Genomic DNA, 16,515 nt, shown 5'->3' with positions numbered 1-16,515 from the left:
TCATGAGACCTGCCGGATCCATTTCTGGAGATTGTAATAGGTGGTGACGCGCGTGATCTCGTCTTCACTGATCTCGAAGAAGGCGCCGGCGGGCAGGCGGTATTCCTGGCCGTGGGCCTTGGGAAGGCCGTCATCGGTTTTCTTGTAGATGCCGTTGACGATGAATTCTGCGGCGGCGCGTGTACCGTCTGCAGAGGTCATGATCGCTATGCCAGTGAGGTTTTCGTCGTAGCATTCATCCATATGGGCGATGAAGGCGGCAAACTTTTCCTTGCCGCCACGGCGCACGCCTTCGTTGACATCATGGCTGACCGTGTCGCTGACACAGGCGAGCATGCCGTCCCAGTCCTTGGCATTGAAGGCGGCGTAATAGCGGGCAATGAGGTCGGCGGGGCTCATGGCTTTGATTTTCCTGTGCGTGGCAGGCCGGGTGTCCCGGCGAGTTCCGGATGCTGTGAAACATAGGCCGCCTTCAGTTCGACGGAGCGGTTATGGTGGCCGTCCCGGCTCCAGCCCGGCGCATTGATGGCCCGTCGCACCCAGCGGTCAGGCCGCAGGCCGTCGCGCGCGCAATCGTGTAGCAGGCCGCCCAGTTCATGAAAGGCGATGATGAAGGGATTGTAGCTCTGCAGCGGTTTGACGATTCCATAGACCGGCTTTTCGTCATCAAGTTCGGGCACATAGGTGCCGAACATCTTGTCCCATGTGATAAACACGCCGGCATAGTTGGCGTCGAGATAGCGCGGGTTGGTGGCATGGTGCACGCGGTGATGGGACGGCGTGTTGAAGACAGCCTCGAACCAGCCCGGCATGCGGTCGACCGCTTCGGTGTGGATCCAGAACTGGTAGATGAGGTTCAGTCCGCCCACGAAGAATATGACATAGGGATGAAAGCCGATCAGCACCATCGGCACGCCAACCAGGATCAGGCCGGTGAAGGGACCGAACCAGGGCTGGCGCAGGGCTGTCGTCAGATTGTAATGGGTGCTCGAATGGTGTGTGACGTGCTCCATCCAGAACCAGCGCATGCGATGGGCCAGCCTGTGCTTCCAGTAATAGGTGAAATCATAGATCACGAAGGCCAGCACGGCGCTCCACCATGTGAACGGGATGCTTTCAAAGCCCCAGCCGGAGATCGTCGAGATGGAGAAGTGATAGGGCCAGGCCAGCATCATCAGCCAGATCGTGATCATGCCTGTCAGCGTGTTGACCACGACATTGCCGATGCCCATGGCCATTGAAGCGAGGGCATCCTTTGTCTCATAACTGCCCTTGGCGCGCCCGGTGCGCACCGCCCACCATTCCCATATCACCGATATGAGAAAGACCGGCGCGGCAAGGGTCGTCGGTTGTATGGTTGCGAGCCATTCCGGCATTATGTCGGGTCCGCGATGATGGCGCCGTCCTGCTTGTAGACGTGGCCGGCCTTCATGATGAAATCGACGTTCTCGAGGATAGCGATGTCCTTGAGCGGGTCGCCACTTACCGCCACCAGGTCTGCCGCGCAACCGACATCAAGACAGCCAAGCATGCCGGACTTGTCGAGCGCTTCGGCGGCAGTTGCGGTTGCTGCGGTGATGGCCTGCATGGGCGTCATGCCGAACTGGACCATGCGCGAGAATTGTTTCGGATTGTCACCATGCGGATAAACGCCGGCATCCGAGCCGAACACCATCTTCACGCCTGCCTTGTTGGCGGCGGTGAAGCTGGCGCGCTGGATTTTCGAGATCGAGCGTTCCTTGTCCATGGATTCTGGCAGCACACCATTCTTCTCGCCTTCGGCCAGCGTGTATTCGGTGTTGTAGATATCCATCGAAAGGTAGGCGCCCTTTTCCTTGGCAAGCGCGATCGTCTCGTCGTCGAGGATGCTGGCATGTTCGATCGTGTCGACCCCGGCAAGCAGGGCATTGCGGATGCCGACGGTGCCATGGGCGTGGCTGGCGACCTTCAGGCCGCGGGCGTGTGCTTCGTCGACGACAGCTGTCAGTTCCTCCAGCGTGCCCTGCGCGGCGCCGAGGGCCGTGCCCTTGGAGAACACGCCGCCCGTGGAGCAGGTCTTGATCAGGTCAACGCCATACTTGATGTTCTCGCGCACCTGCGCGCGCATTTCCCAAGGGCTGTTGGCCACGCGCTCGCCCTTGAGCGCGTATTCGGACGGCAGGAGGTTGCGATCAGAGCAATGGCCGCCGGTGATGCCGACAGGCGGACCGGACACGTACATGCGCGGGCCGGGCACTTCGCCTTCATTGATGGCGTCGCGCAGGGCGACATCGCCATAGCTGCCAGCGCCGACATTGCGGACCGTCGTGAAGCCAGACAGCAGCGTGCGGCGGGCATTCTTGACGCCCTTGATCGCGTGGCGCTCGTCCGACAGGGCAAGCGAGGCATAGCCGCCATCTTCCGGGTCGCTCGTCAGGTGTGTGTGCATGTCGATAAAGCCCGGCAGCACCGTCTCGTCTGACAGGTCGATCACGGTGGCGCCACGCGGCACCTTGAGCGTCTTCTGGGTGCCGGAGGCCGTTACTTTGCCCTCATCAATGACCAGCGCGACGTCTTTCAGCACTTTGCCGCTGACTGGATCAACGAGGCTGCCGGCCTTTACATAGACAGGCTGGGCCTGGGCGATGGCGCCGGTTGCGAGCATGGCGGCTGACAGGAGCAGCGAGCGGGAAAACATCATGGGAAGGCCTTCTTCATCTGCGATTTGCGCGACTATCAGGGCCAAATCGCCGGACGGTCAACCCGGGTGCAGCTTTCCCCTGCGACGCGCTTGACCTTGGGCGTCTGGCAGGCAGTGTGTCGCCAGCAATTGCCCAAAGGGAGATACAAGATGGCGCAGCCGAAACAGTTCGAGCAGATTATCCTGGATATAGAGGATGGCGTTGCCATTCTGACGCTTAACCGCCCCGAAAAGATGAACGCCTTCACGGGCAAGATGATGTACGAAATGATTGAGGCCTTCGACATCACGGATGCCGATGACAGCGTGCGCGCCGTGATCGTGACCGGCTCGGGCGATCGCGCCTTCTGTGCTGGCGCCGACCTCTCCGAAGGTGCCAAGACGTTCGACTATGACGCCCGCGCCACGACCGGCGAAGAAGGCCGTACCAAGGATGTCGACATCCAGCGCGACGGCGGTGGCCGTGTCACCCTGCGCATCTTCAACAGCCTGAAGCCCGTGATTGGCGCCATCAACGGCGCGGCGGTTGGCATTGGCGTGACCATGCAGCTGCCCATGGACATCCGCATCGCAGCCGACACGGCGCGCTTCGGTTTCGTGTTCAACCGCCGGGGCATCAACCCGGAAGCGGCTTCCAGCTGGTTCCTGCCGCGCCTTGTCGGCATCCAGCAGGCGCTGGCCTGGTGCTATTCGGGCCGCGTTTTCCCGGCTTCCGAGGCGCTCTCGGGTGGCCTCGTGCTCTCCGTGCATCCGCAAGCCGAACTGCTCGATGTGGCCAAGGCCATGGCGCGTGAGATAGCCGACAATACAGCGGCTGTGTCTACGTCGCTTACGCGTCAGATGATGTGGCGCATGCTGGGCGCAAGCCATCCGATGGAAGCCCATATCGTCGACTCCGCTGCGATCTACTCGCGCGGCAAGACGCCGGACGCGAAAGAGGGCGTCATGAGTTTCCTCGAGAAGCGCAAGCCGGAATACCCGGTCAAGGTCTCCGACGGCATGCCGAACTTCTTCCCCTGGTGGGATGAGCCTGAGTTCGAGTGGATCGGCGGCAAGGACTAACCGCCATGACGCCGGAATTCCAGTTCGTTGAAACCAATGGCGTCAAAATCCGTGTGGCCGTGGCGGGAGATGGACCTTTGGTCGTTCTCGTGCACGGCTTCCCGGAGAGCTGGTATTCCTGGCGTCACCAGATCAAGGCGCTGTCGGAGGCGGGCTACCGCGTCGCGGCGCTGGATGTGCGTGGCTATGGTGGCTCTGACAGGCCACAGCCGGTCGAAGCCTATGACATGGAAAGCCTCACCGGCGATGTAGCCGGTGTGGCGAAAGCGCTTTCACCGGGCGAGAAGGCCGTGGTTGTCGGTCACGACTGGGGCGCTCCGATTGCATGGAATACGGCCCGGCTGCATGCGGACACGTTCCGCGCTGTGGCCGGCCTCTCCGTGCCTTACATCCCGCCCGGCGAGATCGTGTTCATCGATATGGTGCGGGAATTCTTCACCAAACGCGGCCTGTTCTTCTATCAGGTCTATTTCCAGGAGATCGGCCCGCCGGAGGCCGAGCTTGAGGCTGACCCTGCCGAGGCGATCCGGAAATTCTACTACGCGAACTCCGGCGATGCACCGGACGGCACCTGGCCGACCGACAAGAAGCATGGCGACACGATCCTGTACCGACTGCCGGAGCCGCCCATGCCGCTGCCATGGCTGAGCGCGGAAGATGTTGCCTATTATGACAGCCAGTTCCGCAAGTCCGGTTTCCGTGGGCCGCTCAACCGCTATCGCAACCATCACCGCGACCATGCCTTCCTGACCGGGCATCCCGCGCCAATGAGCATTGGCCAGCCATCGCTCTACATTGGCGGCACAAAGGACCTCGTTCTGAAGATGTGGCCGGGCGACATGCTGGCAACGATGAAGGCGAACCTTCGCGACCTGCGCGGCGCGACCTTGCTCGAAGGCTGCGGCCACTGGACCCAGCAGGAGCGGCCTGAAGAGGTCAACAAACTCCTCCTGGATTGGCTCGGCGGTCTTTAAGTCCCGTCCATTTTTGACCGAAAAACCCGAAAGGCTCCCGCATGGCGATCTGGCGGCAAACGAATATTGATCTCGACAAGATCACCGCGGCTCAAGAGGGTACGATGGGTGGCATCCTCGGGATCACACTGGTGAGCATTGGCGACGATACGCTGACGGCGCGCATGCCGGTGGATCATCGCACGCTCCAGCCGCATGGACGCCTGCATGGCGGCGCTTCAGTTGCGCTGGCAGAAACGGTCGGGTCGATTGCGGCCAACCTGGTGCTGGACTCAAATGAGAGTGTGGGTGTCGGCCTTGAGATCAATGCCAACCATGTGCGCCCCGTCAAAGAGGGTTTCGTCTTCGGTACGGCGAAGGCAGAAGCGCTGGGGCGAACCACCCAGATCTGGACCATCCGCATCACGGATGAAGAGGATCGGCTTGTCTGCCTGTCGCGTTTCACGGTGGCTGTGATCCCAGCCAAAAGGGCCTCGCCGACCTGACAAAGGATTCCTTATTTGCTGCTGGCGGCCATGATGCCCATCAGCTGGCGTTCGGCTGACAGAAGACGTGTCGGACCATCGGGCGCGGGCAGGGGGTCTCCATTTGCGGCCAGTGTCATGATTGCCGGGTGGATATAGGATTTCTTTGCAATGGCGGGTGTGTTGCCGAGGCGTGCGGCGGCGGCTTCGCTCAGCGCCTTGAGCGTCGGCTTGTCTTCCCGCATCAATACTTCAGTTGCGGCCGTGCTTCCGGACCATGTGCGGAAGTCCTTCGCGCTGAAGGCGCGGCCTGTCAGGTCATGGATAAATTCATTGACGTCGTGCGATGTGATGCAATGCCCGTCCACTTCGAAGAGGGCTTGCCCCGGCAGTTGTTGCAAATGTTTGACCGCATTGATCAGCAACTGATCCTCGATCAGGATATCGCGCGCCTTACCGCCCTTGCCGATATAGTGCAGCTCCAGCAACTCATCGTGGATATCGACATGCGCGTTGCAGAGCGACACCGCGCCGATGGCACTGGTGCGGCCTTCCTTGCCGATGCGCAGCGCGCCCTTGTCGAGCAGGCGCACGATACAGGCACAAGCAAAGTCGACCCGATCGTCCATATCAAGGAGGCGCGACTGAACCTGACGGCGCAGGGCAGGCAGGCCCCGGCCAAATTCCAGCATGTCGGCAAACTTCGCCTCGTCGCGCACTCGGCGCCATTCGGGGTGGTAGATATACTGCGTGCGGCCAGCGTCATCCTCGCCAGTGGCGAGGATGTGAGCGCGCTCCGAAGGGCTGAGCCAGACATTCTTCCATGCAGGGGGAACGGCGAGCGTCTCTAGCCGTGCGCGCGCCTCGCCGGAAATCGTATCGCCACGCTCGTCAATATAACGCCAGCCTTTGCCGCGTCGCTGGCGTCGCCAGCCGGGCTTGTCCGTGTCTGCCCAGACAAGCTTCGCATGGCGGGCGCCAACCGTTTCGCGTGCAAGGGGGACAGTCGAGCTGAAAGGCATGTTCGCAGAACTCCCGCCCTGCGAACCCGGTTCCTGCCCGCTGTCAAAAATTAGCGTCGGCCGGGATTTAGAAGTTCACCCGGTTGGACACCGCGCCATCGACGATGAGGTTGGCGCCGGTCGTGTAGGACGAAAGCGGGCTCGCCAGGAAAACGGCGGCATTGGCGATCTCCTGCGGTGTGGCGCAGCGGCCCATCGGGTTGCGGGAATTGGCCTGTTTGAAGAATTCGGGCTGGTTGGTCTCGACCATGTGCCAGATACCGCCTTCGAAATAGACCATGCCCGGCGACACGGTGTTCACGCGCAGGCCGATGCCGGCATGCTGGCGGGCGAGGCCCTTGGCCATGTGGATCAGCGAAGCCTTGACCGGGCCGTAAGAGCCCGCGCTATCGGCAATGGCGGCGGAAATCGACGTGATTATGACGAAGGCGGCGTCGCCATTGGCCTTTGCGGCTTTGGTGAGGAAGGGTGATGCGGCGTCGAACGCATTGACGGCACCGAGCACATCCAGCTCGAAATTCTTCTTCCAGGCATCTGGATCATTGCCCTGCGCCATGGCGCCTGCATTCGAGATAAGGATGTCGATACCGCCGAGTTCCTCGCCAGCCGCCTTGATCCATGCCTTGAGGGCAGCGCCATCCGTAATGTCGACCGAGCCGCCGGTCGCCTTGATGCCCAGCGCTTCAAGCTCGCTGACGGCCTCTGTCACCTGGTCGGCATGACGTGCGCAGAGGGCGACATTGGCGCCTTCGGCTGCCAGTGTATCGGCGATGGAGCGGCCAATCCCGCGCGTTCCGCCGAGGATGATGGCGTTCTTGCCCTTGAGTTTGAGGTCCATGTGTTTTCTCCCTGTCTGCCCGCCATGATAGGCCGGTGCTTTGGCGCCTAATGTGGCGCGTCTGCGTGCATATTCCAACTGCCCTTGCGTCGCGCCTTGCCATTGGGCTGGCTGGCTGCTTGATGGGAGGGATGCAGACACTCCTTCCCCTCGCCACTGAAATCGGCGCCCGCCTCAAGGCGCGCGGCGAAACGGTCGGCATTTCCGAATCCTCGTCCGGCGGGCTGATCTCTGCCGCGCTCCTCTCGGTGCCCGGTGCCTCGGCCTATTATCGCGGCGGCGGCGTGATCTACACACCGCAGGCCTTTCGCGGCCTGATGGGCCTGGACCGCTCCGTTATGACCGATGGCATGCGCTCGTCCACCGAGCCCTATGCCCGCCTCATGGCCCGGACGATACGCGGGCGCCTGCAGGCCGATTGGGGCCTCTGTGAAACAGGCGCATCGGGGCCGGGGGGCAATGGCTATGGCGATGCGTCCGGCCACACCTGTGTCGCGCTGGTCGGCGATGGCGGAATGGAAGTCTCCCGCACGCTTGAGACAGGCCTTGATGACCGTGTTGAGAACATGCGGCTCTTTGCGATGGATGCGCTGGAACTGCTTCACGCGGCGCTCGCCTGAACGAGACGACGCCGCGTCATCCACGTAGTTTCCCGGATAGGCCGCAGCGGCCGGAAAGTCCGTAATGATGCTCTGTCCTCAATAGAGGGAGAGCGACATGGATGGCAGTTTTCAGATCGTGGCAGCGGAAGCGCAGAGTGTCGCGGACGCCGCTTTTCGGGCCGAGGTCGACGCCTTTCTCGACACTGCGCTGACAGATGAGTTACGCGCAGCTGGACGGGCGACCACGGGCCTCAAGTCCTCGTTCGAAGCCTGCGCGGCATGGCGCGCCATATTGTTCGAGCGGGGATGGCTTGCGCCCTCCTGGCCTGTCGCCTATGGCGGCGCTGGCTGGAGCACGGAGCAAAGGCTCTATTTTGAAAACGCCAGCGCCGCACGGGACGCACCTATCCTGCAATCCTCCGGTATCCGGACCATTGGTCCCCTGATCATTGCGGAGGGTACGCAGGCACAGAAGGATCGCTACCTGCCGGCCATCCTCAGCGGCGCGCATGAATGGTGCCAGGGATTTTCCGAACCGCAGGCGGGCTCTGACCTCTCCGCCCTGTCACTGCGCGCCGAGCGCGAGGGCGAACACTTTATCCTGACGGGATCGAAGCTCTGGACCAGCTTTGCCAATTACGCGACGCACATGTTCCTGTTGGCCCGCTGTGACCCCGGATCGGCGGGAGGCCATGGCTTGGTCTTCCTGCTCGTCGAGATGGATCGGCCCGGTATCGAGGTGCGCCCTATCCGTTTCATTGATGGGGCTTGCGAGACCAATGAGGTCTTCTTCAATGGCGTGCGTACACCGGCGGTCGACCGTATCGGTGATGTGGGAGAGGGCTGGAAGGCCGCCAAGCGCCTGATGGAGATTGCCCGGTCCAACAATACAACGACGGGCTTGCTGCGCCGCGCCATGCGGGCCGCACAACAGGGCGCTGCCGAGGCAGGCTGTGTGGACGGTGAAATGCAGATGCGCCTTGCGGACATGGTGCGCCGCATCGATGCGTTCGAGGCACTTGAGGCGCACGTCTCGGCGGGCGGTATTGATATTGGCCCCGCGCCAGCGACCTCGGCGCTCAAGCTGCTTGCGACAGAACTGCATCAGGCCATCACGGAAGTCGCAATAGACGTGGCGCCGCAATCCGCATTCGCTCAGGAAAAGTATTTCGCCACCCGGGCGGCGACGATCTATTCAGGCACGAGCGAAGTGCATCGCAATATCCTGGCCCGCGCCATCGGCTGTCCCTAGGCGCACCGTAAGCTGATTACAGCCCCTGCGCCTTGACCTTGTCGCGCCCGGCCTTCTTCGCCTCGTAGAGATACTTGTCGGCTTGCTCGACCAGCCCTCGCAGGGTCATGCCGGCTTCCAACCGCGCGACGCCGAATGATGCCGTCACGCGCGCAATGCGTGTCGGGTCGCCTTCGACAGGCACTTCTGAACCCTTGAGTTCGCTCTTGATCGCCACAAGGAGGTTATAGGCCGAGACAACATCTGTCTGGGGAAGGATGATGCCAAATTCCTCGCCACCTATCCGTGCGACCATGTCATGGCCCTTGATGTTGCCCTTGATGCACTGGGCGAACATTTTCAGAACGGAATCGCCTGTCTGGTGGCCGAAGGAGTCATTGACCTGCTTGAAGAGATCGATGTCCGCCATGGCGAGGCAAAGCTTGCTGCCAGATGCGAAAGCGTGGCTTATTTCTTCTTCAAGACGATCATCGAAAGCACGCCGGTTGGCAATCGCCGTCAGGGGGTCACGCATGCACTGATTGCGGACTTCCTCAAGTTCCTGATGAAGCGTGGCGAGCTGTTTCTGGGACTCGCTGAGACCCTGGCTCAACTGCTTGGTCGTGTCGATCATGCGCCGGTTGTCGCTGACAAGACGCGATACAAGCGAGGCGAGCCCCCCGCCTGAGGAAGCGGCCGGAAGGCGCGTTTCGACGTCATTGAGTGAAGCCTGGTAGGTGACATTGGACGATACGCTCTGCTCGATGATGCCGAGGACGCTTTCGATTTCCTTTTCGATCGCACCGCCAATGCTCTGCGTCGCGGCCTGGCCGGTGTCCGGCAGAAGCAGTTCCTGATAGATGGAATCGATGTCGTAGTCGCTGAGGGGCGTCTTGTTCTTGAGCAATTGATCCACGCGCTCCACAACGCGCGTATCTTCACCAGCCGCATACGCATACCACAGTGCATAGGCCTTTGGATCAGGCGGCGTGCGGTGCTCTTCGATGAGGGCAAAAGCCTTGCCCGCATTCTGATAGACTGCGATCGCTTCCTTCGAGGCGTCGGAAGACGGCTGAACGTCATCCTCGCTCGCTTGCGCGCTATGTATCACTTTGCGTCCCCACGACTGTGCTATTAACCATAGTCTGTCTACTGGCGCATATTTTATGTCAGGTTAATAGCCTGAAGGCGCAATTTTTGAAAAAACTTGCGCCTTTAGTCTTCCTCGCGCTCGATGCCGGCGCGGTCCAGGTTGCCGAAGCGGGTGATGTTGGCGTCAAAGGCGAGGTCGACTTTGCCGATCGGGCCGTGGCGCTGCTTGCCGATGATGACTTCGGCAATGCCATAGATCTGGTCCATCCGGGCGCGCCATTGGGTCCATTTTTCATTGGAAGATGGATCATTCGGGTCGGCACCGGGCTCAGACCGGGCAAGGTAGTATTCCTCACGATAGACGAACATCACAACGTCGGCATCCTGCTCGATCGAACCGGATTCGCGAAGATCTGATAGTTGCGGGCGTTTGTCGTCGCGTTGTTCAACGGCGCGCGACAGCTGTGACAGTGCCAGGATCGGCACGTTGAGGTCCTTGGCGAGCGCCTTCAGCGCGGTCGTGATCTGGGTCACTTCCTGCACGCGGTTGGCGTTGGAATTGCCATTGGTGACGGTGATCAGCTGAAGGTAGTCGATCACGATCAGGTCGAGGCCGGCCGAGCGCTGGAGGCGCCGTGCGCGGGCCGCCAGCTGGCTGATCGAGATGCCGCCGGTGTCGTCGATATAGAGCGGCAGGTTCTGCAGCTCTTCCGTGGCCTCGCGCAGGCGCTCGAAGTCGGCCTTGTCGAGATCACCCTGCCGGATGCGGTGGGTCGTGATGCCGGTCCGTTCGGCCAGGATACGTGTGGCGAGCTGTTCGTTCGACATTTCGAGCGAGAAGAAGCCGACAACCGCGCCTTCGACGGTTTTCCTGGAGCCATCATCCTGCACTTCGGCGCGATAGGCGGCGGCCGCATTGTAGGCGATGTTGGTCGCCAGCGATGTCTTACCCATCGACGGGCGGCCGGCAAGAATGAGCAAGTCGGATCGGTGGAAGCCGCCGAGCTTGTCATCGAGGTCGCGCAACATGGTCGGGATGCCGGCGATCTTGCCTTCGCGCTTGAACGCCGCTTCGGCCGACTTGAGCGATTCGACGAGGGCCTCGGCAAAGCTGGTAAAGCCACGCCCGGTCGAGCCGCGTTCGGCGAGATCGAACAGCTGGCGCTCGGCCAGTTCGATCTGGCGCGCCCCGTCTTCATCGGGGCCCGGCGTCAGTGCGCGGCCTTTGAGCTCGCTGCCAATATCGACCAGCGCGCGGCGCATCGCCAGGTCGCGGATCATGTAGGCATAGTCGGAGACTTCCGGCCCGAAGGCGGCACTGTCCAGCAACTGTTCCAGATAGCGTGCGCCACCGATCTCGGTCAGCTTCTCGGCTTTCTCGAAATGCTCGCGTAGGGTCACGCCGTCAGCGACCCGGCCTTGCTGGATCATGGTCGCGGCGACGTCATAAAGCTCCTGGTGGGCAGGGGCGTAGAAGTCCGACGGGCGCAGGATATCGGCGACCCGCTGATAGGCATTGTTGTCGAACAGGATCGCGCCCAGCACGGCGGCTTCGGCCGACAGGTTGTTCGGCGCGGTCAGCGTGTTTTCGGAGGCGTGATCGTCGAGAGGCATGAATTAATCATACCCCAAATGGCGCAGGAAAGCGCGTGCCTCCGACAGCCCAAATGGCGGCGTTCCCGGTTTGGCCAATTCGACTCACAAAAAAGCCGCAGCTGTGGATAGCTGCGGCTTTCTGATTTTATGTCGCTGTCGCGAGAGGACTAGTCCTCGTCGTCCGAACCGCCGATCATGTCGGAAAGCTCGGCTGCAGCTTCTTTCAGCTCGCTGGCCTGTTCGCTGGCAAACGCAGCGTTGGCTTCCTGCAGGGAGGCAACGATGTCTTCGCCTTTTTCCTGACGCTCGGCTTCTTCCGTCGAACGGGCCACGTTGGCCTGAACGGTGACGGTGACTTCGGCGTGAAGGCGGATCGACACGTCATAAAGGCCAATGGCCTTGATCGGCTTGTCGAGACGCACGCCGCTCAGCGGCACTTTGAAGCCGGCTGCAGCAGCAGATTCAGCAACATCACGCGCGGTGACCGAGCCGAAGAGCTGGCCGGTGTCGCCAGCCTGGCGGATCATCGTGAAGACTGTGCCTTCAAGTTTCTCTGCTTCGGTCTGGGCGGCCGCACGGGCCGTTGCGTTACGCTGTTCAATCACTTCACGCTCAGCTTCGAACCGCGCGCGGTTCTTGTCATTTGCGAGAAGGGCCTTGCCCTGCGGGATGAGGAAGTTGCGTGCGAAGCCGTTCTTCACGGAGACTTCGTCTCCGATCTTTCCAAGGCGCTCGACGCGTTCAAGAAGGATCACTTGCATGGTCGTGTCTCCTACTTCACTTCAAACGGAAGCAGGGCCAGCATGCGGGCGCGTTTGATCGCCTGTGCAAGCTTGCGCTGGTTCTTGAGGTTGACGGCCGTGATGCGGCTAGGAACGATTTTCCCTTTTTCAGAGATGTAACGCTGCAGCAGTTTCACGTCTTTGTAGTCGATTTCCTGGGCGTGTTCGCCGGTAAACGGGTCCACCTTGCGGCGACGGCCGAATGGGCGACGGGCAGGAATGTTCGTGATGTTCAGTTTCTGAGCCATTTGATGTCCTTTCCTGTCCTAGTCGCGACGACGTTCTTTGCGCGACAGGACAGCCGATGGCTCGTCACTGTGCGACTCGACGCGGATCGTCATGTAACGCATCACATCGTCGGAAATGCGCAGGCGGCGTTCCAGTTCGTGGATCGCTTCGGCTGGGCCGTCGATGTTCAGGAGCGAATAGTGCGCCTTGCGTTGTTTCTTGATCGGATAGGCAAGGTTGCGCAGGCCCCAATATTCGGTGCGGCCGACAGTTGCGCCTTTTTCCTTGAGGAAGCCGGACAGTTCTTCGACAAATGTGTCGACCTGTGCCGGCGAAATGTCAGGTCGTGTGATCACGACGTGCTCATATAGTGCCATGTTTTTATTCCCAAAAATGAGGAATGCGGCGCTCGGCAGCGGGAAACTGCCCAGCGATGGCCCCTCTTCGTCCGGCTCATTCCGGGCTATTGAGGACCGCATCCCTGCGTGTGAACGCGCGTCTTAAGCCCAAAATGGCGCAGATTTCAAGCGCTTGCTTACATTCGCGAGCGCCTTTAGGCACGACGGAAAATCCGGAGGACCAGACAATGACAGGATTGGCATTCATATTCCCGGGCCAGGGCAGCCAGGAAATCGGCATGGGCAAGGCGCTCGCAGACGCTTTCCCGGCGGCAAAGGCAGTCTTCGCAGAGGTCGATGAAGCGCTGGGCCAGAACCTGTCGGACCTGATGTGGAACGGCGATATCGCCGACCTGACCCTCACAGCCAATACACAACCCGCCCTGATGGCCCATAGCGTGGCCGCCATGCGCGCGCTTGAGGCTGAATTCGGCCTCTCTGCGGCCGATGCCATGTTCGTGGCGGGCCATTCGCTGGGCGAGTATTCGGCGCTGGCTTCGGCGGGTGCGATCAGCCTGGCTGACACGGCGCGCCTCCTGCGTATTCGCGGCAATGCCATGCAGGGCGCCGTAGCGCCCGGTGAGGGCGCGATGGCGGCCCTTCTGGGGGCTGACGTCGCCCAGGCCGAGGCCGCGTGCGTCGCAGGCCGTGAGACCGGCGGCGTGTGTGAACTGGCCAATGACAATGCGCCCGGCCAGCTGGTGCTGTCCGGCTCGACGGCCGCCGTTGAGGCCGCGTGCGCCCATGCCAGAGAGAATGGTGTGAAGAAGGCGATGCTCCTCAACGTATCCGCGCCATTCCATTGCTCACTGATGCAGCCTGCCGCTGATGCGATGGCCGAGGCGCTCGCTGGCATTGATATCAAGGCGCCTGTCGTGCCGGTCGTGGCCAATATTTCCGCTTCGCCGACATCTGAGCCGGACACGATCCGCAAGAACCTCGTTGATCAGGTCACAGGCCGCGTGCGCTGGACCGAGAGCGTGCAGTTCATGGTCGGCAAGGGCGTCACCACGACAGGCGAAGCGGGCGCCGGCAAGGTTCTGACGGTCATGCAGCGCCGCATCGAAAAATCACTGAACGGCTTCACGCTCGGCACGCCCGAGGATCTTGAAGCCTTCGCAGCAGCCATCAAGGGAGAAGCCCATGTTTGATCTTACCGGCCGTACGGCCCTGGTTACCGGCGCATCGGGTGGCATTGGCCGGGCGATCGCCACAGCGCTGTCCGAGGCAGGCGCGAAAGTGGCCCTCTCCGGCACACGCGAAAGCGTGCTGGAGGAGGTTGCCGCCACGCTGAAGGGCGAAAGCGCCATCGTGACCTGCAACCTGTCGGACGCCGAGGCCGTTGATAGTCTTGTGGGCCGCGCCGAGGCCGCCGTGGGCCCGCTGGACATCCTCATCGCCAATGCCGGCATCACGCGCGACAAGCTGCTCATCCAGATGAAGGATGAGGACTGGAATGACGTACTGCAGGTGAATCTTGGCAGCTATTTTCGCCTCACGAAGACGGTCGTTCGCGGCATGATGAAGCGCCGCTACGGCCGCATCATCGGAATCACTTCGGTTGTCGGCGTCACCGGAAACCCCGGCCAGACAAATTATTGCGCCTCGAAGGCCGGCATGATCGGTTTCACGAAATCCATCGCGCAGGAAGTGGCCAGCCGCGGCATCACCGCCAACACGATTGCGCCCGGATTCATCGAATCACCGATGACGGACGGGCTGCCTGAAACCCAGAAAATCGCGCTGTTGGGACAGATCCCTTCAGGCCGTCTGGGGCAGGGGGCAGACATCGCTGCAGCCGCAGTGTATCTTGCTTCCAGCGAGGCCGCATACGTTACGGGGCAAACGCTACATGTAAATGGCGGTATGGCAATGATCTGATTTCGCTACTGTAACCGTTGCGACTAGGGCTTGGCGCTTTCGCCAAGGGTGTGCTAGGCGCAACACAATGGTTCAGAAATGAGCCGGCTATCGGGCATATCTAGAGAGGTATTCATGTCTGACGTTCTTGAGCGTGTTAAAAAAATCGTAGTCGATAATCTCGACGTGGACGCCGACAAAGTTGTTGAGAGCGCAAGCTTCATCGACGACCTCGGCGCTGACTCGCTGGACCTGGTTGAACTGGTCATGGCCTTTGAAGAAGAATTCAACATCGAGATCCCAGACGATGTGCAGGAATCCATCCGCTCCGTCGGCGATGCGGTGACTCACATCAAAGCCCACATCTAAATAGGGCTGATACTGCATGTCTGACCGCCGCGTTGTCATAACGGGTATCGGGATTGTCTCTCCGCTCGCTTTCGGGCGTGAGGCAACCTGGGAACGCCTGATTGCTGGAAAATCCGGAGCGGGACGCATCGACGTCTTCGATCCGGAAGATATGCCGTGCAAGATTGCGTTTCAGGTTCCGTGGACCAATGGGCGCGGCGGTGGGACAGGCGACCCCCATGCGTTTGATCCGGACAAGTTTGTCTCCTCCAAGGAGCTGCGCCGGATCGACGAATTCATTCTCTACGCCATCGCGGCAGCTGAAGAAGCCGTCGAGGATGCCGATTGGCGTCCGCAGGACGAAGAGAGCAAGGAACGCACCGGTGTCATGATTGGCTCCGGCATCGGCGGCCTTGAATCCATCTACAATACGGCTGTTACCCTGCACGAGCATGGCCCGCGCAAGGTCAGCCCGTTCTTCATTCCGTCTGCGCTGATCAACCTCGCTTCCGGCCAGGTCTCGATCAAGCACGGTTTCAAGGGCCCGAACCACGCGGTCGTTACGGCCTGCGCCACGGGCGCACATGCCATTGGCGACTCGGCGCGCCTCATCAAGTTCGGCGATGCCGACGTGATGCTGGCAGGTGGTTCCGAGGCCGTTATCGGCCGCATCGCCATTGCCGGTTTCTGCGCCGCCAAGGCCATGTCCACAGCTTTCAACGATACGCCTGAAAAGGCCTCGCGTCCTTATGACAAGGATCGCGACGGCTTTGTCATGGGTGATGGCGCGGCCGTGCTGGTGCTCGAAGAGTACGAGCATGCCAAGGCGCGCGGCGCGAAGATCTATGCCGAAGTGTCCGGCTATGGCCTGACCGGCGACGCCTATCACATCACGGCCCCGGCCGAGGGCGCAGAAGGCGGCTATCGTGCCATGAAAATGGCGCTCAAGAATTCCGGGATTGATCCCACCGAAGTCGATTACATCAACGCACACGGCACTTCGACACCGAAGGGTGATGAGGGCGAAGCCGGCGCGGTTGAGCGGGCCTATGGCGACCACGCCAAGAACCTCTCCATGTCGTCGACCAAGTCGGCCATCGGCCACCTTCTGGGCGCGGCGGGCGCCATCGAGACCGCGTTCTGCGCGCTCGCGATCCGCGACCAGGTCATGCCGCCGACGCTGAACCTCGACAATCCGAGCTTCGAGACACCGATCGACCTCATTCCCCACAAGGCCAAGAAGGGCCGCGTGCGGGCTGCCATGTCGAACAGTTTCGGATTTGGCGGCACCAATGCGTCGCTTGTCATCCGTGAAGTGAAATAGGCCACTATCGCCGG

General features: G+C 61.2%; 19 protein-coding genes. 9 read left to right on the top strand and 10 right to left on the bottom strand.

Annotated features, from left to right (window positions below):
• From HY30_RS04305 to HY30_RS04295, 3 genes are read right to left on the bottom strand one after another with little or no spacing between them, the layout of a single operon-like run.
• Complete coding sequence (locus HY30_RS04305; protein ID WP_034737495.1) at positions 1-399, bottom strand: ketosteroid isomerase-related protein; 399 nt, start codon at positions 397-399, stop codon at positions 1-3.
• Complete coding sequence (locus HY30_RS04300; protein ID WP_034737493.1) at positions 396-1,376, bottom strand: sterol desaturase family protein; 981 nt, start codon at positions 1,374-1,376, stop codon at positions 396-398. The genes HY30_RS04305 and HY30_RS04300 overlap by 4 nt, the downstream gene beginning before the upstream one ends.
• The gene (locus HY30_RS04295; protein ID WP_034737608.1) at positions 1,376-2,677 is read right to left on the bottom strand and encodes a Xaa-Pro dipeptidase; all 1,302 of its coding nucleotides are present in this window, start codon (positions 2,675-2,677) and stop codon (positions 1,376-1,378) included. The genes HY30_RS04300 and HY30_RS04295 overlap by 1 nt, the downstream gene beginning before the upstream one ends.
• Before the next feature lie 153 nt (positions 2,678-2,830).
• On the opposite strand from HY30_RS04295, the gene HY30_RS04290 reads away from it, so the two are divergent.
• From HY30_RS04290 to HY30_RS04280, 3 genes are read left to right on the top strand one after another with little or no spacing between them, the layout of a single operon-like run.
• The gene (locus HY30_RS04290; RefSeq protein WP_034737491.1) at positions 2,831-3,742 is read left to right on the top strand and encodes a crotonase/enoyl-CoA hydratase family protein; all 912 of its coding nucleotides are present in this window, start codon (positions 2,831-2,833) and stop codon (positions 3,740-3,742) included.
• Positions 3,743-3,747: 5 nt separating this feature from the next.
• Positions 3,748-4,716, top strand: coding sequence for an alpha/beta fold hydrolase (locus tag HY30_RS04285; RefSeq protein WP_034737489.1), 969 nt, complete (start codon positions 3,748-3,750; stop codon positions 4,714-4,716).
• Positions 4,717-4,757: 41 nt separating this feature from the next.
• Positions 4,758-5,201 carry a hotdog fold thioesterase gene (locus HY30_RS04280; protein ID WP_034737487.1) on the top strand — a complete coding sequence of 148 codons (444 nt, stop codon included), beginning with the start codon at positions 4,758-4,760 and terminating at the stop codon, positions 5,199-5,201.
• Between the two features lie 11 nt (positions 5,202-5,212).
• On the opposite strand, the gene HY30_RS04275 is transcribed toward HY30_RS04280, so the two are convergent.
• On the bottom strand, positions 5,213-6,202 hold the full coding sequence (locus tag HY30_RS04275) for a DNA topoisomerase IB (RefSeq protein WP_051614814.1): 990 nt from the start codon (positions 6,200-6,202) through the stop codon (positions 5,213-5,215).
• Positions 6,203-6,269: 67 nt separating this feature from the next.
• Positions 6,270-7,040, bottom strand: a complete 771-nt coding sequence (locus HY30_RS04270; protein ID WP_034737485.1) for an SDR family NAD(P)-dependent oxidoreductase — start codon at positions 7,038-7,040, stop codon at positions 6,270-6,272.
• Positions 7,041-7,171: 131 nt separating this feature from the next.
• On the opposite strand from HY30_RS04270, the gene HY30_RS04265 reads away from it, so the two are divergent.
• Positions 7,172-7,660 (top strand): CinA family protein, encoded by a 489-nt coding sequence (locus HY30_RS04265; protein ID WP_034737605.1) that lies wholly within the window; start codon positions 7,172-7,174, stop codon positions 7,658-7,660.
• A 97-nt stretch (positions 7,661-7,757) separates the two neighbouring features.
• On the top strand, positions 7,758-8,894 hold the full coding sequence (locus tag HY30_RS04260; protein WP_081812047.1) for an acyl-CoA dehydrogenase family protein: 1,137 nt from the start codon (positions 7,758-7,760) through the stop codon (positions 8,892-8,894).
• A 16-nt stretch (positions 8,895-8,910) separates the two neighbouring features.
• On the opposite strand, the gene HY30_RS04255 is transcribed toward HY30_RS04260, so the two are convergent.
• The 5 genes from HY30_RS04255 to rpsF all read right to left on the bottom strand — a co-directional run bounded on the left by HY30_RS04255 (position 8,911) and on the right by rpsF (position 12,948).
• The gene (locus tag HY30_RS04255; protein WP_034737483.1) at positions 8,911-9,984 is read right to left on the bottom strand and encodes a GGDEF domain-containing protein; all 1,074 of its coding nucleotides are present in this window, start codon (positions 9,982-9,984) and stop codon (positions 8,911-8,913) included.
• 104 nt (positions 9,985-10,088) lie between these two features.
• The gene (locus tag HY30_RS04250; protein ID WP_034737481.1) at positions 10,089-11,579 is read right to left on the bottom strand and encodes a replicative DNA helicase; all 1,491 of its coding nucleotides are present in this window, start codon (positions 11,577-11,579) and stop codon (positions 10,089-10,091) included.
• Between the two features lie 149 nt (positions 11,580-11,728).
• The gene (gene rplI / locus HY30_RS04245) at positions 11,729-12,322 is read right to left on the bottom strand and encodes a 50S ribosomal protein L9 (protein WP_034737479.1); all 594 of its coding nucleotides are present in this window, start codon (positions 12,320-12,322) and stop codon (positions 11,729-11,731) included.
• 11 nt (positions 12,323-12,333) lie between these two features.
• Complete coding sequence (rpsR, locus tag HY30_RS04240) at positions 12,334-12,591, bottom strand: 30S ribosomal protein S18 (RefSeq protein ID WP_034737477.1); 258 nt, start codon at positions 12,589-12,591, stop codon at positions 12,334-12,336.
• Between the two features lie 18 nt (positions 12,592-12,609).
• Positions 12,610-12,948, bottom strand: a complete 339-nt coding sequence (gene rpsF, locus HY30_RS04235) for a 30S ribosomal protein S6 (protein ID WP_034737475.1) — start codon at positions 12,946-12,948, stop codon at positions 12,610-12,612.
• Between the two features lie 209 nt (positions 12,949-13,157).
• Here rpsF and fabD point away from each other — a divergent pair, with 209 nt between their 5' ends.
• The 4 genes from fabD (at position 13,158) to fabF (ending at position 16,501) form a co-directional block, all read left to right on the top strand.
• Positions 13,158-14,120, top strand: coding sequence for an ACP S-malonyltransferase (fabD, locus tag HY30_RS04230; protein ID WP_034737473.1), 963 nt, complete (start codon positions 13,158-13,160; stop codon positions 14,118-14,120).
• A complete protein-coding gene (fabG, locus tag HY30_RS04225; protein WP_034737471.1) occupies positions 14,113-14,850 on the top strand; it encodes a 3-oxoacyl-[acyl-carrier-protein] reductase in 738 nt (245 codons plus the stop codon). Before fabD ends, fabG begins: the two co-directional genes overlap by 8 nt.
• Before the next feature lie 114 nt (positions 14,851-14,964).
• Positions 14,965-15,198 carry an acyl carrier protein gene (locus HY30_RS04220; protein WP_034737469.1) on the top strand — a complete coding sequence of 78 codons (234 nt, stop codon included), beginning with the start codon at positions 14,965-14,967 and terminating at the stop codon, positions 15,196-15,198.
• A 16-nt stretch (positions 15,199-15,214) separates the two neighbouring features.
• On the top strand, positions 15,215-16,501 hold the full coding sequence (gene fabF, locus HY30_RS04215) for a beta-ketoacyl-ACP synthase II (RefSeq protein ID WP_034737466.1): 1,287 nt from the start codon (positions 15,215-15,217) through the stop codon (positions 16,499-16,501).
• Positions 16,502-16,515 lie beyond the last annotated feature (14 nt).

Source organism: Hyphomonas chukchiensis (genome assembly GCF_000682695.1).
Lineage (GTDB): Bacteria > Pseudomonadota > Alphaproteobacteria > Caulobacterales > Hyphomonadaceae > Hyphomonas > Hyphomonas chukchiensis.
This window is presented reverse-complemented; position numbering and strand designations above follow the sequence as displayed.